At 61.6% G+C, this 19,393-nt stretch carries 20 protein-coding genes and 2 tRNA genes; 18 read left to right on the forward strand and 4 right to left on the reverse strand.

Going from position 1 to position 19,393, the window contains the following annotated elements; translation table 11 throughout:
* Positions 1 to 3 precede the first annotated feature (3 nt).
* Positions 4 to 1,167, reverse strand: coding sequence for an ISL3 family transposase (locus tag G533_RS0117050; RefSeq protein WP_240472402.1), 1,164 nt, complete (start codon positions 1,165 to 1,167; stop codon positions 4 to 6).
* Here G533_RS0117050 and G533_RS25175 point away from each other — a divergent pair.
* Entirely contained in the window at positions 1,057 to 1,341 is a 285-nt protein-coding gene (locus G533_RS25175; protein ID WP_240472464.1) for a hypothetical protein, read from the forward strand. The genes G533_RS0117050 and G533_RS25175 overlap by 111 nt on opposite strands.
* A gap of 83 nt (positions 1,342 to 1,424) precedes the next feature.
* On the opposite strand, the gene G533_RS0117055 is transcribed toward G533_RS25175, so the two are convergent.
* Both G533_RS0117055 and rne read right to left on the reverse strand, forming a co-directional pair.
* Positions 1,425 to 1,514, reverse strand: a tRNA-Ser gene (locus G533_RS0117055).
* Positions 1,515 to 1,613: 99 nt separating this feature from the next.
* The gene (rne, locus tag G533_RS22570; protein ID WP_035528769.1) at positions 1,614 to 4,538 is read right to left on the reverse strand and encodes a ribonuclease E; all 2,925 of its coding nucleotides are present in this window, start codon (positions 4,536 to 4,538) and stop codon (positions 1,614 to 1,616) included.
* Positions 4,539 to 5,123: 585 nt separating this feature from the next.
* On the opposite strand from rne, the gene rluC reads away from it, so the two are divergent.
* A complete protein-coding gene (gene rluC / locus G533_RS22575) occupies positions 5,124 to 6,080 on the forward strand; it encodes a 23S rRNA pseudouridine(955/2504/2580) synthase RluC (RefSeq protein ID WP_035528772.1) in 957 nt (318 codons plus the stop codon).
* A 6-nt stretch (positions 6,081 to 6,086) separates the two neighbouring features.
* Positions 6,087 to 6,746 (forward strand): HAD-IA family hydrolase, encoded by a 660-nt coding sequence (locus G533_RS22580; RefSeq protein ID WP_035528775.1) that lies wholly within the window; start codon positions 6,087 to 6,089, stop codon positions 6,744 to 6,746.
* Here the strand turns inward: G533_RS22580 and G533_RS0117075 are convergent.
* Positions 6,728 to 7,306, reverse strand: coding sequence for a Maf family protein (locus G533_RS0117075; RefSeq protein ID WP_035528778.1), 579 nt, complete (start codon positions 7,304 to 7,306; stop codon positions 6,728 to 6,730). The two genes, G533_RS22580 and G533_RS0117075, sit on opposite strands and share 19 nt — an antisense overlap.
* A 98-nt stretch (positions 7,307 to 7,404) precedes the next feature.
* Here G533_RS0117075 and G533_RS0117080 point away from each other — a divergent pair, with 98 nt between their 5' ends.
* The 15 genes from G533_RS0117080 (at position 7,405) to clpP (ending at position 19,363) form a co-directional block, all read left to right on the forward strand.
* Positions 7,405 to 7,941: a YceD family protein gene (locus G533_RS0117080; RefSeq protein ID WP_027951005.1), complete on the forward strand. Its 537-nt coding sequence runs from the start codon at positions 7,405 to 7,407 to the stop codon at positions 7,939 to 7,941.
* Positions 7,942 to 7,944: 3 nt separating this feature from the next.
* The gene (rpmF, locus tag G533_RS0117085; RefSeq protein WP_027951006.1) at positions 7,945 to 8,127 is read left to right on the forward strand and encodes a 50S ribosomal protein L32; all 183 of its coding nucleotides are present in this window, start codon (positions 7,945 to 7,947) and stop codon (positions 8,125 to 8,127) included.
* Positions 8,128 to 8,317: 190 nt separating this feature from the next.
* Entirely contained in the window at positions 8,318 to 9,265 is a 948-nt protein-coding gene (gene fabD, locus G533_RS0117090; RefSeq protein ID WP_027951007.1) for an ACP S-malonyltransferase, read from the forward strand.
* Between the two features lie 38 nt (positions 9,266 to 9,303).
* Complete coding sequence (gene fabG / locus G533_RS0117095) at positions 9,304 to 10,047, forward strand: 3-oxoacyl-ACP reductase FabG (protein WP_027951008.1); 744 nt, start codon at positions 9,304 to 9,306, stop codon at positions 10,045 to 10,047.
* Between the two features lie 146 nt (positions 10,048 to 10,193).
* On the forward strand, positions 10,194 to 10,430 hold the full coding sequence (gene acpP, locus G533_RS0117100) for an acyl carrier protein (protein WP_027951009.1): 237 nt from the start codon (positions 10,194 to 10,196) through the stop codon (positions 10,428 to 10,430).
* 101 nt (positions 10,431 to 10,531) lie between these two features.
* Entirely contained in the window at positions 10,532 to 11,773 is a 1,242-nt protein-coding gene (gene fabF, locus G533_RS0117105; protein WP_027951010.1) for a beta-ketoacyl-ACP synthase II, read from the forward strand.
* Between the two features lie 10 nt (positions 11,774 to 11,783).
* Positions 11,784 to 12,623, forward strand: coding sequence for an aminodeoxychorismate lyase (gene pabC, locus G533_RS0117110; RefSeq protein ID WP_035528782.1), 840 nt, complete (start codon positions 11,784 to 11,786; stop codon positions 12,621 to 12,623).
* Positions 12,624 to 12,640: 17 nt separating this feature from the next.
* The gene (gene mltG / locus G533_RS0117115) at positions 12,641 to 13,657 is read left to right on the forward strand and encodes an endolytic transglycosylase MltG (RefSeq protein ID WP_240472463.1); all 1,017 of its coding nucleotides are present in this window, start codon (positions 12,641 to 12,643) and stop codon (positions 13,655 to 13,657) included.
* Positions 13,658 to 13,659: 2 nt separating this feature from the next.
* Complete coding sequence (gene tmk, locus G533_RS0117120; protein WP_027951013.1) at positions 13,660 to 14,319, forward strand: dTMP kinase; 660 nt, start codon at positions 13,660 to 13,662, stop codon at positions 14,317 to 14,319.
* Entirely contained in the window at positions 14,268 to 15,320 is a 1,053-nt protein-coding gene (gene holB, locus G533_RS22585) for a DNA polymerase III subunit delta' (RefSeq protein ID WP_144079928.1), read from the forward strand. The genes tmk and holB overlap by 52 nt, the downstream gene beginning before the upstream one ends.
* Entirely contained in the window at positions 15,317 to 15,670 is a 354-nt protein-coding gene (locus G533_RS0117130; protein ID WP_027951014.1) for a PilZ domain-containing protein, read from the forward strand. The genes holB and G533_RS0117130 overlap by 4 nt, the downstream gene beginning before the upstream one ends.
* Before the next feature lie 250 nt (positions 15,671 to 15,920).
* Complete coding sequence (locus tag G533_RS0117135; protein ID WP_035528785.1) at positions 15,921 to 16,976, forward strand: beta-N-acetylglucosaminidase domain-containing protein; 1,056 nt, start codon at positions 15,921 to 15,923, stop codon at positions 16,974 to 16,976.
* Between the two features lie 194 nt (positions 16,977 to 17,170).
* A tRNA-Leu gene (locus G533_RS0117140) sits at positions 17,171 to 17,255 on the forward strand.
* Positions 17,256 to 17,342: 87 nt separating this feature from the next.
* Positions 17,343 to 18,665, forward strand: a complete 1,323-nt coding sequence (gene tig, locus G533_RS0117145; protein WP_027951016.1) for a trigger factor — start codon at positions 17,343 to 17,345, stop codon at positions 18,663 to 18,665.
* Between the two features lie 56 nt (positions 18,666 to 18,721).
* Entirely contained in the window at positions 18,722 to 19,363 is a 642-nt protein-coding gene (clpP, locus tag G533_RS0117150) for an ATP-dependent Clp endopeptidase proteolytic subunit ClpP (protein ID WP_027951017.1), read from the forward strand.
* Positions 19,364 to 19,393 lie beyond the last annotated feature (30 nt).

Below are 19,393 nucleotides of genomic sequence, written 5' to 3' on the forward strand. Positions count from 1 at the left end.
GGTTCATCGCGCTTTACCGGGAAATGCTGCTTTTATCTTCAGAAAGAAGTAGTCGTTATCCCGGTAGCCGTAGGCCACCCGCTTGATCACCTTGATCTTGTTGTTCATTCCCTCCAACACACTGGTGTTCAACCGGTAGACCGCGCTGGCGATAATGCCGTCGACGTAGCCCTTGAGGCGCCTGGCAAACTGCTGCACGGGGGCCAGCCCACTACTCATAGCCAGATTTAGCCAGTCTTGCCAGCGTTGTCTGGCATCGGCCTCTGAGGGAGCGTACCAGAGCTCTTTGAGCTGGTCTTTCAGGACGTAGACAGTCATCAGGGGCTGGTTGGCTTGCAGCAGTTCTTCGAGCTTCAGAGCCTGCTCATCCTTGAGGTTGCCTCGGTTTCTGAGCAACAGCCAGCGACTTCGTTTCACTACTTTGCGAGCCGGCTTGTCGTGTCGAAGCTGATTGGCCTGATCGACCCGGACACGGTCAATCACTTCCCGTCCGAACTTTGCTACAACGTGGAACAGGTCATAGACCACCCGTGCTTGTGGGCAGTGGTGCTGAACTTCCAGGTCCATGGCGGTATTCATATCCATCGCCACGGCTTCGATCTGGCCACAGGTTTCCGGCCCCAGCCATTCAAAGAAGGGGCGTACCGCTGCTCGACTGCGACCTTCTCCAACCCAGAGGACTTGTTGAGTATCCGCATCAATCGCCACGGTGGCGTAGCGGTGTCCCTTGAACAAGGCGAACTCATCCATGATCAGTCGACGAATCCGGCGTTTATCTGGCTCAGTCACTTCTCGTTTGAGGCGCCGATGGTCGATGGCCTTGACCGTATGCCAATGCAACCCTAGCAGCGTTGCCACATGTTGGATCGGCATCAGTCGTACCAGGGATTCAATCCAACTGACCATGCCTGCCGTCAGACGCTGTCGCCCTGGTAACCAGCGAATCTGTTCAAGCTTGGGGCCACAGGTCGTACAACGAACTCGGCGAACTGGCACGTCCAGCCAGACGCGGTATTGGAACAGGTCGCGTTCTCGGACTCGTCGGGTGCTGATGTCATGGATGGCAAGCGTGTGCTGATTACAACCACTGCAGCATGGCAAGTAATCGTCGGCAGGTTGCAGTCGGATGAGCAGAGATTGAGCGTCAATCTGGGCATACGATTCTATCGTGAATCCTTCCCAGAACAGGGCAAGAGGATTAGCATTCATAGGGACGGCGGTGAGTCGGTCAGGTTTGTTGTTTTGGCGAACTCAAAACTAACCGGTTTTACCGCCGTCTCCTACTTTTTCACGCTAACCCGCGATGAACCAAATATAAGGGCACTCACTCTTGTGGCTTAAAACCTGATTTTGTAGGTTCTTATGTAGGCAAGGAATTAGGCTTATTTTCAACTCCTTGAAGTATAAGCCTTTTTCACAAAGTATGGCGGTGGGCCAGGGATTCGAACCCCGGGAGGGGATAAACCCTCAACGGTTTTCAAGACCGCCGCTTTCGACCACTCAGCCAGCCCACCGTGTTTGAAATTCCGTCTTCGACGGAAGAGCGCGATTATACAGTGCCTGCACATGCGCACAAGTCCCGGAGGCCGTGTGCGCATGAATTTGCAGTGCTTTTAGCCCTCTGATGCACCGCCAGCATTGGCGCCTGCGCGCGGCCCGCGCGGATCATTGCTGGCGCGCGGTGCAATATTGCCGCTAGCTGCGACCGGAGGAAGCTGCTCTTCGCGGAACAGTTGCAGGTGGTCCGTGGTGATTGCCACTTCGCCTACTGCCTTCGGCGCTACGCGGGGATCATTGGCTGCACGTCCGTCTGGGGTGAGGCCCTTGGCTGCAACCGGAGCCGCTGGTGGCTCTGCGGCGGCTACCGCAGGCACTTCCGGCTTCGCGACGGGCTCTTCTGCAGGTGCTTCTGCTGCAGGTTCTACTGCAGCGGGTTCTACCACAGGTACGCTGGGTGCCGGCTCTGCCGTAGCCGGGGCTGGGGTTTCCTCGGCAATCGCGTTTTCTGCGCTGTCGCTGGTATCCGCGGGGCTGCTCGCAGCCGGTGCTTCCGCCGGCGTGGCTTCGACAACCTCAGTGGCGGTTACCGGTTCGGTGGCGGCCGCGTCCACAGGTGTGCGTTGCGCTTTTTCCACTGCGGCTTCTCCCGCAGCGACCTCAGCGGTCTCGGCGGTGATTGCACCAGCGTCGCTGGCGGGCTGCGTGGTTTCCGCATTGTCAGCGTCAACCTGCGGACGGTTGCGGCGACGACGGCGGGGTTCGCCGCGCTTCATGTCACTTGGGCGCTTGCGCGGCTTGTCGCCATCGTCGGCTTGCTGCTCGCGTTGCTCTTCCTGCTGGCGACGCGCATAGGCTTCAAGGCTGTCGTCGTCGGAAGCATCGGCGTCGATGTCGGTCTGGTCTTCAACCGGCTCGTTGCGGCGCTCGGCATCGGGGCGTCTACGGCCTTTGCCACCGCGGCGGCGGGGCCGCGAATTGCCGCTGGACTGGCGCTCTTCCGAGGAGTCATCCTGCGAACGGTTGCGGTCATCGGCCTTTTCAGCTTTCCCGGACTGCTCGCCCTTGTCGCCAGCATCATCGCGATCACCGCGCGGCTGGTCTGCATTGCGTGCACTGTTGTTGCCGCTGTTGTTGCCATTGCGACGGCGACCGCCGCGGCTGCGTTTGCGACCGCTGCGCTCGCCACTCTTTTCACCGCTTTCGGCGTCCTGCTCGGCAGGGGCTGCTTTGCGCGCCTTCGGTTTGGGCGCCGGTTCCTCGATTTTCGCCGGTTCGCCAAATAGCATGCCCATCAGGCGGCTCACCAGACCGGTCTTGACCGGTGGCGCCACGGGTTCTGCTGCCTTGCGTGCGTTGCCCTTGCCGCCACGCTTGCGCTTGGGTGCCTCGGCTGCAGCCGGGGCGTCGTTCACTTCCGCCGGCTGGGGTGCGGCCATTTGCGGTGCAATGCGCTGTACGGCAGCTTCCTGCTGGGGAATATTGGCGGCATGGGCGTCGCTGATGATGTCGGTATCCGGCACCGCAATGTCGATGGAATAACTGGCAGTGCGGTCTTCGCTGACTTCGTCATCGCGTAGGCGCTGCACTTCAAAGTGCGGCGTTTCCAGGTTCGGGTTGGGAATCACCAGCAGCCGTGTGCGACTGATGATTTCGATATCTGAAAGGGCCGAGCGTTTCTCATTCAGCAGGTAGGCCGCCACATCAACCGGCACGATGGCGCGTACTTCGGCGCTACGGTCCTTGATGGCCTCTTCTTCCATCAGGCGCAGGATCGAGAGTGCGAGGGATTTGGTGTCGCGGATGGTGCCCTGGCCGGTGCAGCGCGGGCAGACAATGGCGCTGGTTTCGCCGAGCGACGGGCGCAAGCGCTGACGTGACATCTCCAGCAGGCCAAACCGCGAGATGCGCCCAACCTGGACACGGGCGCGATCCAGCTCGAGCGCATCGCGCATGCGATTCTCCACGGCGCGCTGGTTGCGCGCCGCGAGCATATCGATGAAGTCGATGACCACCAGACCGCCCATATCGCGCAGGCGCAGCTGTCGGGCAATCTCGTCGGCTGCCTCGAGGTTGGTTTGCAGGGCGGTGTCCTCGATGTCGCTACCCTTGGTGGCGCGGGCGGAGTTGATATCGATGGAAACCAGTGCTTCTGTGGGGTCGATAACAATGGACCCACCAGAAGGAAGCCTAACCTCGCGCTGGAATGCGGTCTCGATCTGGCTTTCGATCTGGAAGCGGTTGAACAGCGGAATGGTGTCCTCGTAGCGGCGAATGCGGTTCTTGTATTTCGGCATGACCATACTGACGAATTCGAAGGCTTCCGCGTAGGCGTCGTCCGAGTCGATAACCACCTGGTCGATGTCGTCGCGCAGGTAGTCGCGCACCGCGCGAATGATGACGTTGCTCTCCTGGAACAACAGGGCAGGCGCTTTCACTTCGGTGTTGGCGGTTGTGATGGATTCCCACAGTTGCAGGAGGTAGTTGAGGTCCCACTGCAGTTCTTCGGTGGTGCGCCCAACGCCGGCTGTGCGGATGATGACGCCCATGCCGTTGGGGATTTCCAGGCCGCTCAGGGCCTCGCGCAAATCGCTGCGGTCATCGCCCTCGATGCGACGCGAAATGCCGCCGGCCTTGGGGTTGTTGGGCATCAGTACCATGTAGCGCCCGGCGAGGCTGATGAAGGTGGTGAGGGCGGCGCCCTTGTTGCCGCGCTCTTCTTTGTCGACCTGCACGATGATTTCCGTGCCTTCCTTGACCACTTCCTTGATTTTCAGGCGCCCTTCGCCGTTGCCGGGATCTTTGCAGAAGTACTCGCGGGCGATTTCCTTGAGTGGCAGAAAGCCGTGACGCTCCGCGCCGAACTCGACAAATGCCGCTTCGAGGCTGGGTTCAACCCGGGTGATTTTGCCTTTATAGATGTTTGATTTCTTTTGCAGACGAGTGCGGTTTTCGATATCCAGATCGTACAGACGCTGGCCGTCAACGAGCGCAACGCGCAGCTCTTCGGGCTGTGTTGCATTGATAAGCATTTTTTTCATGATGTGCCATTCTACCTGGTGCGCGCAGGCCTGGCGGGGCGGGAATCAGCCATACAGCCGGCCAGAGAGGCCGGACATAGCCGAGTAAGGGTCCTGACACTGACGCGATGGCTGGGCCGTGTGCGCAGTGGTGAGGTACTACTCAGTACGCTCAGGTGAACTGTACAGGGCGAGAGGTGTTTTGCGCCTCTGGCCGGGTAGCACTGCCGGCGGTGCCTGCACGCTGCAAGCCCTTGTCCGGTGGCGGCCGCATCACCTGACGAATACGGCCTTACTACCCAAAGCTTTCACTGATTCGGAGTCCCGGCAGTTATACTGCGCGGTTCATACTGTATCGGCGCGGCTCAGCCTGAAACCCGGGCATGGCCCTGTGGGTGGCGGGCGCGTCGACATCCGTTGTGTGCCTGCACGCGCAAGTGCGGGTATGATGTCTCCAGTGGGGCGCTGCGGTTATTTCGGCAGGCTCTGCTGTCACCGGAGTGGTTGCGTCGTGCGTCAGGGAAACGTGCCCTGAGCTCGGCTACACGCGCCGGAGTATACCCGTATTTGCTAAGTGCTTCAATTATTTGGTGATTTCCCGATCTCATGGTTAAACCCCGCTCCACAGGCACCCCAAATGCTGTCCGCTTCGTCGAGATCGACGCCGACAGCGCGGGGCAGCGCCTCGACAATTACCTGCTGCGCGAGCTCAAGGGCGTACCTAAAACCCGTATCTACCGGGGGCTGCGCAAGGGTGAGTTCCGCATCAACAAGGGGCGGGTGAAGGCCGAGTATCGGCTGGTGGCAGGTGATCTGCTGCGGGTTCCGCCACTGCATCAGCCGGAGCCCGGCGCAGCGCCTGTGGTGCCCGGCTACTGGGCGGGTGAAATCCGGGCGCGGATTGTGTATGAAGACCCCGGCCTGCTGGTCATCAACAAGCCCTCGGGTCTTGCGGTGCACGGTGGCAGTGGCCTCAACTTCGGGCTGATCGAATGCCTGCGACAGCTGCGGCCCGACGATCGCTATCTAGAGCTGGTACACCGGTTGGACCGTGACACCTCCGGCCTCATCCTCGTGGCACGCAAGCCTGCTGTGTTGCGCGAGTTGCATCGGCAGCTGCGTGGCGATGGCGTGGACAAGCGCTATGTGGCCCTGGTGGCGGGGCGCTGGCCGCGCGAGCGGCGGATGGTGGAGGCACCTCTGCAGAAAAACGTGGTGCAGTCCGGGGAGCGGATGGTGCGCGTGGCGAAAGAGGGCAAGGCGTCGGTCACGGGTTTTCAAGTACTGGAGCAGTTCCCGGCGGCGACGCTGGTGGAAGCGCGGCCTTTCACGGGTCGCACGCACCAGATTCGCGTTCACGCGCGCTTCGCCGGCCACCCCATACTGGGCGACGATAAATATATGGACGATGCCTGCGCTGCGCTGGCGCGTTCACTGGGGGTGGGGCGCCTGTTCCTGCACGCCCGCTCGCTGGCCTTCACGCTGCCCGGTGAGGCGCAATTGCGGCTTGAGGCTCCCCTCGACGCCGAACTCGAATTAATATTAGAAAATGCACGTAAGTAGCTAATTATGATAGTAATATTTGATTGGGATGGAACGCTTTGCGACTCCGTGGAGCAGATTGTCCAGGCCATGCAGGCGGCAGCGGAGACCTGCGCCCTACCGGTGCCCGAGGCCGCCGCCGTTCGGCACATCATTGGCCTGAGCCTGGTTACCGCCATGCCTTTGCTGTTTCCGGGGACTACAGCGGCGCAGCAGGAGGCCATGCAGGCGGCGTACGCGAGCAGCTACCAGGCCCTGGATCCCGGCCCCGCGCGATTGCATGAGGGGGCACTGGAAACACTGGAGTGGCTGCGCAGCGCCGGATTTGAGCTTGCAGTGGCAACCGGCAAGAGCCGCCGCGGGCTGGACCGCGTACTCAAGGGCCTGGGGATGGAAACGTATTTCCAGAGCACGCGCTGTGCTGATGAAACCCGTTCCAAGCCGCACCCCATGATGTTGGAAGAAATACTGGCAGCGCGCGGCAAAACAGTCCACAACGCCCTCATGGTGGGCGACTCGGCGTACGATCTGGACATGGCGCAGCGCATAGGCATGGCCTCGGTGGGTGTCACCTTTGGCGTGCACTCGCGCGAACAGCTGTCGCAGCATCAGCCCGTGGCCTTGATCGATCGCCTGGAGGCCCTGCGTAGCGTGCCGCAGCTGGCGGCTCAGGCGAGCACCGGGTAGCCGGCCTGGCCGAGCAGGCTGGTGAGGGCGATCAGTGGCAGGCCCTCAAGGCTGGTCGGGTCTGCACCGTCCATGTGGTCGAACAGCGCGATGCCAAGGCCCTCACACTTGAAGCTCCCGGCGCAGTCCAGGGGCTGCTCGCGCGCGAGGTAGCTCTCAATCGCCGCGGCGGATAACTCGCGAAAATACACGCTGAACTGTTCGACATGGGTGAGCTCGAGCCCGCTCGCGGCGTGGCAGAGGGCCAACCCCGTAAGGAACATCACGCGGCGCCCGGAACTGGCGCTCAGCTGCTTGCGGGCGTTGTCGAGGTTGCCGGGCTTGCCGATGAGGGTGTCGTCCAGCAGCGCCACCTGGTCGCTGCCGATGACCAGGCTGCGCGGGTGTGCGCGGGCGACCGAACGGGCCTTGTCGACCGCGAGGCGCAGCGCCAGTTGCTCGCCAGATTCACCGGCCAGCGGCGTTTCGTCCGTTTCCGGTGGCAGGCAGCGGAAGGGACGCTGCAGGCGTGCCAGCAGCGCTTTGCGGTAGGGGGAGGTGGAAGCGAGTATCAGGTCCATGATCGGGTTTTCCGCTGGCAGTCGGTTGGGCAGTGAACTGGTTGTATTCTAAAGATATTTTTTGACAAAAGGGTAAACCGCCCCTATGATGCGCGCCTATGTTGACCGACCCCCTTCCCGCTTCGCTGGATGTCCGCAAGGCTGCCACGCGTGGTGCGACTGTCAGGGGCACGTTGAAACCGCTGGAATTGCCCCGTTTCCGGGATCTGCTGGCCGCAGACGAGGGTGTCATCCAGGCGGAATTGGCGATGTCTCGCGATGAGGAGGGCAGGTACGTTGTGCACGCAGTCACGGAGAGCTCCGTGATCGTTACCTGCCAGCGGTGCCTGCGGCCCATGCCGGCTGCGCTTCATTCCGACAGCACCCTTGCGGTGGTCTGGACGGATGAGCAGGCTCGTCATTTGCCGGCAAGTCTCGACCCGCTGATTGCCGGTGAGGAAGAGGTTTCGCTGCGGGAACTGGTCGAGGATGAGCTGATTCTGGCCATGCCGCCGTTCAGCTATCACGAACAGGCGGATTGCAACACAGTTTTGGCGGACCTCGCCGCGGAGCGCGTAGCAGACGAGCCCGTTGACAGGCCCAACCCGTTTGACGTGCTGGCGCAATTGAAGCCCGGCGATACCCATCAGGAGTAAGACATGGCTGTTCAACAGGACAAAAAATCACGTTCACGCCGCGGCATGCGTCGTTCGCACGACTCACTTTCCGGCCCCACGCTGAGCGTCGACCAGACCTCTGGTGAAACTCACCGTCGTCACCATATGACGGCCGACGGTTTCTACCGTGGCAAGAAAGTGGTCAACACAGGAAACGACGAGTAAGGTCGTTCCGGTCGCCGGTACTGCGGGTTGTTCGCAGTCCCTGTGCCGGTATTGATAGTGCATGTGAACGGGAGCCCAGGCTCCCGTTTCGCGTTTTTGGCCCCCCGGCGCTCGCGGTGTTCTACACTGGCGTAGGTGATGCAGGGCCAGTTATCGCTGTCTTGCGTTAACAAGAAAAGGATTATCCATTATGACGCTCAGTCACTGTGCATTTGTTTTCCCTGGGCAGGGGTCGCAGAAAGTCGGCATGCTCGCGGCTGCGCACGCTGCGTTTCCCGCGGTGCGTGAAGCCTTTGACGAGGCTTCCGCTGCACTCAGTCAGGATGTTTGGGGTCTGGTTCAGGAAGGCCCGCAGGAAGCCCTCAACCTCACGGCGACCACGCAGCCGATTTTACTGACCGCGAGTGTGGCCCTGTGGCGCGCCTGGCGCGCGGCGGGTGGCGCCGAGCCGGCACTCATGGCCGGACACAGTCTGGGCGAATTTTCAGCACTGGTCTGTGCCGGTTCTCTCGACTTTGCCGACGCCGTGCGCCTGGTGCGTCAGCGCGGTGAATTCATGCAAACGGCAGTACCGGTGGGTGAGGGCGCCATGGCGGCCATCATCGGCTTGGATGACGACAGCATCAATCGCATCTGCGCTGAAGTCAGCGCCGCTGGCGACGGGGAGGTGGCGGCCGTCAATTTCAATTCTCCGGGCCAGGTGGTGATCGCCGGGCACACATCCGCGGTGGAGCGGGCCTCTGCCGCGCTGAAAGCGGGGGGGGCCAAGCGGGCCATGCCCCTGCCGGTATCCGCGCCTTTCCATACGGCACTGATGCGTCCGGCGGGCGAGCGACTGGCCGAGGTACTGGCAACTGTGACGATCCAGGCACCGACCATTCCGGTAGTGCACAATGTGCACGCGCAGCCCGAGTCCGACCCTGAGCGGATTCGCAGCTTGCTGGTGGAGCAAATCTACAGTCCGGTGCAGTGGACAGCCTGTGTTGCCTACATGGCGGGTCAGGGTGTTACACAGGTGGTGGAGTGTGGCCCGGGAAGGGTGCTGAGTGGCCTCAACAAGCGCATCGACAGCGCCCTGCTCAGCCATTCACTGGAAGAGCCCGCAGGTCTTGCCGATGCGCTCGCAGCGCTGGCTTGAGCAGAGCGTGAAAACGGTATCGGAAAGGGGAACAGGTCATGAGTGAAGAAAAGACAGTAGCACTGGTAACCGGCGCCAGCCGCGGTATCGGGCGCGCCATCGCCGAGCGACTCGCCGATGATGGCTATCGAGTGGTAGGTACCGCAACGACTGAGAGCGGGGCTGCCGCGATCACTGAATATCTGCAGGCGGGCGGTTTCGATGGCTGTGGCATGACGCTGGACGTAGCCGACCAGGCGGCGGTTGAGGACGTTGTGAAAGGTATCAGCGCGCAGTTCGGAGCGCCGCTGGTGCTGGTCAATAATGCCGGAATCACCCGCGACAATATCCTCATGCGCATGAAGCCGGAGGAGTGGCAAGCGGTGATTGATACCAATCTGAGCGCCGTGTATCGCGCCAGCAAGGCCTGCCTGCGCGGCATGACCAAGGCCCGCTGGGGTCGGATCGTCAACATCACCTCCGTGGTGGGCGCGATGGGGAACGCAGGGCAGAGCAACTATGCGGCCAGCAAAGCCGGTGTGGAGGGTTTTTCCCGCGCACTGGCGCGCGAGCTGGGGTCGCGCGCCATCACGGTCAACTGTGTGGCGCCGGGCTTTATTGATACCGATATGACGCGGGCACTCAATGAAGACCAGCGCGAGGCGATGTTGGGCCAGATCCCGCTGGCGCGCCTGGGTGAGGCGAGTGAAATTGCCGCTCTGGTGGGGTTCCTGTGTGGGTCCCATGCGGGTTACATTACCGGTGAAACCATTCACATTAATGGTGGCATGAACATGGCGTGAGCAATTGCTCGCGCATCGTGGGTTATCCCGGCGCATTGTGGCCAAAAAAAATTTATTACTCCGGCGCAAAACAGAGTAAAATATGCGCTCGGGCCGGGTGACCAGGTTTCATTCAGAATATTTTTTTGTCAGGAGTTACACATAAAATGAGCAGCATTGAAGAACGCGTAAAAAAGATCGTCGCAGAGCAGCTTGGCGTCAAGGAAGAGGAAGTGCAGACGGAAGCGTCTTTTGTCGAGGACCTGGGCGCGGACTCACTGGACACCGTGGAACTGGTCATGGCGTTGGAAGAAGAGTTTGAAACCGAGATTCCCGATGAGGAAGCCGAGAAAATCACCACGGTGAAGCTGGCTATCGACTATATCAAGGAAAACCTCGCCTGATATTGTCCCCGCAGTAACCGGAAGAGCCGTTTCTATGTTTTGATAGGGCGGCTTTTCTTATTTATGCTTCCAGCACCTGATTCTACCGGGGAGTGCGTTCGGTGATTGGCAGACGCGTAGTTGTAACAGGCCTTGGCATGGTCAGCCCCCTCGGGCTGGACGTTCAGGAGACCTGGAAAAATATCGTCGCTGGGAAAAGCGGCGTTGCACCCATCGTCGCTTTCGATGTTGATGCCTACAGCACGCGGTTTAGTGCCAGTGTCAGGGGTTTCGACATCACACCGTACTTCAGCGACAAAGACGCGCGCAAGATGGATATCTTCGTGCAGTTCGGCATGGCCGCCGGCATTCAGGCAATGCTGGACTCTGGGCTGGAAGTCACCGACGCCAACGCGCATCGCGTCGGCTGTGCCATCGGCTCGGGCATCGGCGGTATCGGCCAGATCGAAAAGAACACCGAAATTGTGGCGCGCTCCGGGCCACGCAAGATCTCGCCATTTTTTGTTCCGGGTTCGATCATCAACATGATCTCTGGCAACCTCTCGGTTCGCTATAACCTGCAGGGCCCCAATCTGGCGGTCGTCACAGCCTGTACTTCGGGGACGCACAATATCGGCCTCGGGGCGCGCCTGATCGCACTCGGCGACGCCGATGCCATGCTGGTGGGGGGCGCCGAGATGGCGACCACGCCGGTGGGGCTGGGCGGTTTCGCGGCGGCACGTGCACTCTCTACCCGCAACGATGACCCGGCGGCAGCCTCACGCCCCTGGGACCGCGATCGCGATGGCTTTGTCCTGGGCGATGGCGCGGGCGTTCTCATGATCGAGGAATACGAATCCGCCAAAGCGCGCGGAGCCCATATCTACGCGGAAATTACCGGTTTTGGCATGAGCGGCGATGCCTACCACATGACGCTGCCACCGGAGGATGGTCGCGGTGCAGCGGCGGCAATGCGTAACGCGATTGCCGATTCCGGTGTGCCCGTTGACCAGATCGGCTACATCAACGCTCACGGCACGTCCACCAATGCCGGTGACCTCGCCGAGAGCCGGGCAATTCAGGCGGTGCTGGGCAGCGCAGCGGAAACGGTTGCGGTGAGTTCGACCAAGTCGATGATCGGACACCTGTTGGGCGCGGCCGGCGCGGTCGAAGCCATATTTTCCATCCTGGCATTGCGGGATCAGGTCGCTCCCCCCACGATCAATCTCGACAACCCGGATGAGGGCTGTGTGCTGAATTACGTTCCGCACACTGCGCAGCAGCGCACAATCAAGCATGCCCTGTCCAATTCATTCGGTTTCGGTGGCACCAACGGGTCCTTGCTGTTCAGTCAGCTCGACTGACGCCGGCGGGGTGGTAGCAGCGGCCAAGACATGGATTGACGGCAGCGCCGGCGATGCACTGCCGTTACCAGACCGCGCCTTTGCTTACGGTGATGGTGTGTTCGAAACGCTTCTGCTGCGCGATGGCCGTGCGCTGCTGACCGAGTTCCACTTTGATCGCCTGGCGACCGGTCTGGCGTGCCTGCGCATGCCGTCGGCGCTACCTTTGGCACGCAAACACTTCGAAACAGCGCTCGGCGCACTGGGCGCGGCAACGGGCTACAGTGTAATGCGCCTCACGGTGTCTCGGGGCGCTGGCCCGCGTGGCTACGCACCGCCCGCAGATGCTGCGCCACGGGTTGTCATCACCGTGTCGGATCTGGCGCATGACCCTGCACAGCTCCCCACACCGGCCACCCTCGGGGAAACAGCGGTGCGTTGGAGCAAGCAGCCGCTGCTCGCCGGCGTGAAGCACCTCAACAGGTTGGAGCAGGTGCTGGCGGCCGCGGATGCGGCTGCGGCCGGCATGGATGAAGTCCTCATGCTGGACCAGGGTGGCGCGCCGTTGTCGGTGTCGGCGGGCAACCTGTTTCTGGTGGCGGGCAAACGCCTGTTAACGCCGACGCTGGTCGATGCCGGTATCGCCGGCACTCGCCGTCGTCTGTTGCTGGAACACCTGGCCTCCGCCTGTGGCCTGCAAGTGGGCGAGTCACGTTTGCAGTTGCATCAGCTGCTGGCGGCAAATGAGGTGTTTTACTGCAATGCGCTGATCGGCTTGCGCCCCGTGGCGACTTACCGCGATCGAAGCTGGAGTGAGCACCCGGTCACCGAACGCCTGCACGCAGCCTATTGTGAATGGTTGCAGCGGTGAGCAGGGGGTGGCGCTGGTTGCTGTTATCAGCGGCCATCCTGGCGCTCGTCGCGGCGCTGGCGGTGCGCGAAGCGTGGCAGAGATGGCAGGCGCCGCTGCTGTTGCCGGAGTCCGGCATACTGCTCACGGTATATCCCGGTGACAGCCTGCGCTCCGTGGCGGAACGCCTGGAAATGCAGGGTGTTCTGCAACATCCCGAGCTGCTGCTGCTCTGGGCGCGCTATCACAAGCTGGATGCGAGCATTCGTCGCGGTGAGTATGACCTGCAGCCGGGACTGACGGCGGAGAGCCTGTTGGCCATGCTGGTCAGTGGTCGTGTGGTGCAATACCAGGTGACATTGCCTGAAGGGATTGTGGTCGCCCAGGCACTGGCCATCTTGCGCGAAGAGCCGGCACTGACGAGTGTGCTGTCCGGGCCTGAAGATGCGCGGCTGTTGACGCTGGTGGCGCCTTTTGAGGCAACCGAAGGCCTCTTCCTCCCGGAAACCTACCGTTTCGAGCGGGGTGACACTGACCTTGACCTGTTGCAGCGTGCCCACCGGGCCCTGCTGGCGGCACTGGAGCAAGAGTGGGCGGGTCGCGCCCCGGAGCTGCCTTACGCCACGCCCTATGAAGCACTGATCATGGCGTCGATAATCGAACGCGAAACCGGCGTTGTCGAGGAGCGCGAGGAAATAGCCGGCGTCTTCGTGCGCCGCTTGCAGCGGGGCATGCGTTTGCAAACCGACCCGACCATCATCTATGGCCTGGGTGAGTCCTTCGATGGCAATCTGCGCCGCAGCCACCTGCGGGATGCAGGCAACCTGTTCAATACCTATCGGCACGATGGTCTGCCCCCTACACCTATCGCATTGCCTGGACGTGCAGCCTTGCACGCAGCGCTGCAGCCCGCCGCCGGGGAGACGCTGTTTTTTGTGGCGCGCGGCGACGGCAGTCACGAATTCAACACCACGCTTGAAGGCCATGAGCGTGCCGTGCGTAAATACCAGCTGCAAAGGCGCAAAGACTATCGTTCATCCCCGGAGAAACCCTGACCATGGTTCCATCGCGCGGCCTGTTCATCACCGTTGAAGGCGGGGAAGGTGCAGGTAAATCCACCAATATTGCCGGCATCCAGGCTTATCTGCAGTCGCGGGGCGTAGACCTGGTGGTCACCCGTGAACCCGGTGGCACCCGCCTGGGAGAAGACGTGCGTGAAGTATTGTTGCGCCCCAGGGAGGAACCCGTTGTGCCGATGGCGGAGCTGTTGCTGCTGTTTGCGGCGCGGGCGCAGCATGTTGAGGACGTTATCCTGCCCGCGCTGGGCGCGGGCAAATGGGTTATCTGTGATCGCTTTACCGATGCCAGTTATGCCTACCAGTGCGGCGGCCGTGGCATGCCGGCCTCGGCGGTACGCACGCTGGAGTCGCTGGTACAGGGCGAACTTCGTCCGGACTACACCCTGTTGCTCGATACGCCAGTAGACATGGGCCTGGAGCGTGTTCGCGGCCGCGGCGACCTGGACCGGTTCGAGCGCGAGGAACTGGCATTTTTTCAGCGCGTGCGCGAGACCTATCTGCAATTGGCCCGAGAGAGTAGCGGTCGCTATCATCTGGTCGATGCCAGCCAGCCACTGGAAGGCGTGCAAGCTCGCATAGAAGAGATTTGCGAGGAATTGTTCGCCTGCTGGGCACCGCGCCACCCGGTGGCGCGATGAATCTGCAGGGGTTGCCGCAGGTCAGCGTGCCACTCCCCTGGCAGGCACAGGCCTGGGCGCATCTACAGGAGCAGATCAGCCGTCAGCAGTTGCCCCATGCGCTGTTGTTTGCCGGCCCCGCTGGCGTCGGCAAGGAACGCCTGGCACTGGCACTGGCGCGCTATCTGCTTTGTTACCAACCGGTCGCCGGTCACAACTGCGGTGAGTGTCGGGCCTGTCGCTACAGCCAGTCCGGGAGTCATGGCGACTTTCGCTGGTTGCAGCCCGAGGGCAGCAGCAAGGTCATACGCATCGAGCAGGTGCGCGAGGCGGTTGCCTTTGTCTATCGCACCGCGGGGTTCGGTGCGCGCAAAGTGGTGGTACTGACACCGGCGGAGCGCATGTCCAACAGCGCCGCCAACGCACTGCTGAAAGGTCTGGAGGAGCCCTCCGAGGATACGCACCTGATACTGGTTGCACAGCGCTTGCAGGGCATGCCGGCGACCGTCCGCTCACGCTGTCAGCTGGTCAAGCTGCCACTGCCACCCGGTGACCAGTGCATACCCTGGCTGCAACAGGTCACCGGGGACGAGGCGAGCGCAACGGAGCTGCTCGAACTCGCCGGGGGCGTGCCGCTGCAGGCTGAGCAGTTGTACAACGACGGCGGGGCAGAACCGTTGCGCGAGCAGCGCAAGCTGTTGGGCGACCTGGCGCGTGGCAAGGTGAATGTGCCGCTGGTGGCGGCGCGCCTCGGCCAGCAGGATCTGGCGCAGACGCTGCGTGACATAGCCCTGTTTTTGCATGTGTACCTCTGTCGACAGGAGCAGGCGGGGCTGCGCCGTGCGCGGCCACTGTTCCAGTTGCTCGATCGCATGCAGGCATTGCAGGTCGCTATTGCCGCCGGTTCCAACCCGAATCCGCAGCTTGCGCTGGAAAGCGTGTTGATCAGTTTCGCCGATGGCTTTGGTGTCATGCGCAGCGGTGCTAACATGCGTTCGTCTTCACAGGAGATCGCATCATGAGTGATTCCGCCGCGGGCAGCCGCAATGGCATTTTGTCCCTGACCATCAAGGACAAGGCCGTGCTGTATTCCGCCTACATGCCGTTCCTGCACAACGGTGGCCTGTTTGTGCCCACCAACAAGACCTACAAGGTCGGGGACGAGGTGTTCATGCTGCTCACGCTGATGGATGAACCAGAGAAAATACCGATTTCCGGCAAGGTTGTCTGGGTCACCCCGCGCGGCGCGCAGGGCAACCGCACAGCGGGCATTGGCGTGCAGTTCAGTGAGCAGGATGCGGCCGCTAACAGCAAGATCGAGAATCACCTGGCGGGATCACTCGGCTCCGACCGCCCAACGCATACGATGTAGGCAAAAAAAATGGGTCCCGCCAGGGACCCAAGAAGACCATTAGGAGTGAAACACAAAAGGAATTGCTTCCCTTCTCGGTGCATTGGGTATGCCCCGAGTGGCTGCTCGTTCGAGTCAGGGGATAAGCAACCACACTTTAAGTATCGCCTATCAGTGGTAATTTTCCACAGTTCCGCAGGCGAATTATTAGGCTAATTTACGATAAAAAACTTGATTTATATCCTGATAAAGAATAAGCGGTTGCTGTTCAGTGCCCGCTGACCCGCTCACCGGCATCGTGGAAGGCTTCTACGGGCGCCTGTGGCCGCATGAGTTGCGCCTGGCCTATGCCGGCTTTCTGCAGGCGCTGGGGCTGAATACCTACCTGTATGCCCCCAAGGGCGACCCGTGGCTGCGCAAACGCTGGCAGGCGCATTGGCCGGCGCAAGAATGGCGGGCGCTGACAGAGCTGGCCCTGCATTACCGTCAGCACGGGCTGCGGTTTGGCGTGGGCCTGTCACCCTTTGAGCTCTACGGTCACTATGGCCCCGCCCAGAAGCGCAGCCTGCGCGACAAGATCAGTCGCCTGAATACGCTGGAGGCCCCTCTGCTGGCCATCCTGTTTGACGACATGCCCGGTGAACAGGCCGACCTCGCGGAGCGCCAGGCGGAGATTGTTGCCGATGTGCAGGCGTGGAGTGGGGCGCAGCGGCTGCTGGTATGCCCGACCTATTATTCTTTCGACCCCGTACTGGAGCGGCATTTCGGCCGTATGCCACAGCATTACTGGGCGGACCTCGGCCGGTTGCTGGCACCGGAGGTTGACGTGTTCTGGACGGGTAATCAGGTGTGTGCCGATACCATCAGCGCGGATGATGTCGCCCACGCCGCGGCGGTGCTGGGGCGGCCGGTGCTGCTGTGGGACAATTACCCGGTCAACGACGGTGCCCAGCGCAGCAACCACCTGTACCTGGATCCGCTGCAAGGCCGCACCGGCCTGCGGGACAACGGCAAGCTGACCGGTCATCTATGCAACCCGATGGTGCAGGGGCGCTGCTCGCTGCCGGCCCTGACGGGACTGGCGCAGCTCCACGCAAGCGCACCCCCCGATCCTGATGCCCTGGTAGCAATGCTCGGGGCTGCACTGTGGCACTGCTTGCAGCGCGATGCCGAGGAGTTTCGTGCGCAGGGCCTGTCTGGTATGTCTGCGGCGCGCCGCGCGGCGCTGGCAGCAGAGTATGCGGAGCTCCCCGGCGCGGCGGCGTGCGAGGTGGTCGACTGGCTAAAGGGGGAGTACGCTTTCGACCCTGCCTGTCTCACTGATTAGCGTGCGCTGCCTCGGTGCGGGAAGCGTCGTTCGCGGTTGTGTGCGAACCCGGTTTGTGGCAGAATCCGCAGCCTTGCGAGAACTCAAAGTTGCGGTTCTTTAGGTCATCAAGGCCAAAGAAATCAAGAAGTTACGGCGTATTTGCAGGTTGATTTTCAGCACTGTAACGTCGCGCACTGGCAGTTTCCCGACACGCGGAAGTGGCGAAATTGGTATACGCGCTGGATTTAGGTTCCAGTGCCGCAAGGCGTGAGAGTTCGAGTCTCTCCTTCCGCACCAACTGACAGCGACTCTGGCCCGGGCCAGGGTCGTTCTGATGACGGGGCGCACCGGCGCCCACTACCGACTGGATTGTGAGGAATAAGCATGCAGGTGTCCATTGAAACGACTTCGGGCCTGGAGCGCCGTTTGACTGTCGGCGTACCCGCCGCCCAGGTTGACAGTGAGGTCGATTCGCGGCTGCAAAAAGCCGCCCAGAACGTGCGCCTGCCCGGCTTCCGGCCCGGCAAGGTACCGATGAAAGTGATGCGTCAGCGCTACGGCGCTGGCGTTCGCCAGGAAGTCCTGGGCGAGGTCATGAGCCGTTCTTTCCAGGAGGCCGTGGTACAGGAAAAGCTGCGCCCTGCCGGCCAGCCCAGCATCGAGCCGCGCAGCCTCGAAGCCGGTCGTGATCTGGAATACGTGGCCACGTTTGAAGTGTTCCCCGAAGTTGAAGTCGTGTCCATGTCCGGCTTTGCCGTTACCCGTCCGGCTGCCGAAGTCACGGATGCCGATGTCGATAACATCATTGAGGTGTTCCGCAAGCAGCAGGGGGAGCGTCAATCTGTCGAGCGCGCCGCGGCCATGGGCGATATCGTCAATCTGGACTACACCGGCACTCGGGATGGCGAAGCATTTGACGGTGGCAGCGCCGAGGGAACCGACCTTGAGCTCGGCTCCGGTCGCATGATCCCCGGATTTGAAGACGGCATCGTGGGCCTGGCCGCCGGCGACGAGAAAACCCTTGAGCTGACGTTCCCCGAGGATTACCACAGCGAGGAGCTGCAGGGCGCTGCGGTACAGTTCGCGGTTAAGGTCAACGACGTGAAAGAGCTGGTGCTGGCACCGCTGGACGAGGAGTTGTTCAAGCTTTACGGCGTAGAAGAGGGTGGTGAGGACCAGTTTCGCAAGGAAGTTGCGGAAAATATGACCCGAGAGCTGAAAAACGCCGTAACTAGTCGTGTCAAACAGCAGGTCATGGATGCCGTGGTAGAGGCGCACAAGGGTCTGGAAGTGCCCAGGGCGCTGATCTCCCAGGAGATCCAGGCGCTGCGCAAGCAAATGTTCCAGCAGTTTGGCGGTGCGGCCCCTGAAGGTCTGGATCTGGACTCCCTGCTGCCCGATGACATGTTCCGTGACAACGCCGAGCGCCGCGTCAAGCTGGGTCTGGTGTTGTCCGAGATGATCAGCAAGTTCGAACTCAAGGCAGACCCGGCGAAAGTGCGGGAAACGATTGAGGAACTGGCCGCCACCTACCAGGACGCGGAAGAGGTGATCAACTGGTACTATGGCAATCCGGAGCAGCTTTCCTCCGTTGAGTCCAAGGTGCTTGAGGACAGTGTGGTCGACAAGCTGTTGGAAGCGGCGGAGGTGACCGATGAGCCCTGCAGCTACCAGGAAGCCATTGCACAGGCTCAGAGCCAGCGCTGAACACATTCAGGCGCCGTCGAGGCGGCGCCTCAATTGACAACCAAGGAAACGATCGCATGTCGAATTTGCCAGACGGGCGTAACACGATGAATGTCAACAACCTGGGCCTGATCCCGATGGTCGTGGAACAAACGGCCCGCGGTGAGCGCTCCTACGATATCTACTCGCGTCTGCTCAAGGAGCGCGTGGTATTTGTGGTAGGGCCGGTAGAGGACCACATGGCAAACCTGATCGTGGCCCAGCTGTTGTTCCTGGAGTCGGAAAACCCCGACAAGGATATTCACCTCTACATCAACTCCCCCGGCGGCTCGGTGACAGCAGGGCTGTCGATTTACGACACCATGCAGTTCATTAAACCGGATGTGAGCACGATGTGTATCGGTCAGGCCGCTTCCATGGGGGCTTTCCTGCTCGCGGGCGGTGCCGCCGGCAAACGCTTCATCCTGCCGAATGCGCGCACCATGATTCACCAGCCCAGCGGCGGAGCCCAGGGGCAAGCCTCGGATATCGATATCCAGGCGCGCGAAATCCTCATTATCCGTCGCCGCCTGAACGAGTTGATGGCGGAGCATACCGGCCAGACCCTTGAGACGATCGAGCGCGATACGGAGCGCGACCGCTTCATGAACGCCGAGCAGAGCAAGGAATACGGGCTGATTGACGAGGTGGTCAATCGCCGCGCGCCGGCTGCGTCATAAGACAACGCTGCCGGGCGCCCTGTCCGCGGG

Source organism: Haliea salexigens DSM 19537, from assembly GCF_000423125.1.
GTDB classification, from domain to species: Bacteria; Pseudomonadota; Gammaproteobacteria; order Pseudomonadales; family Halieaceae; genus Haliea; species Haliea salexigens.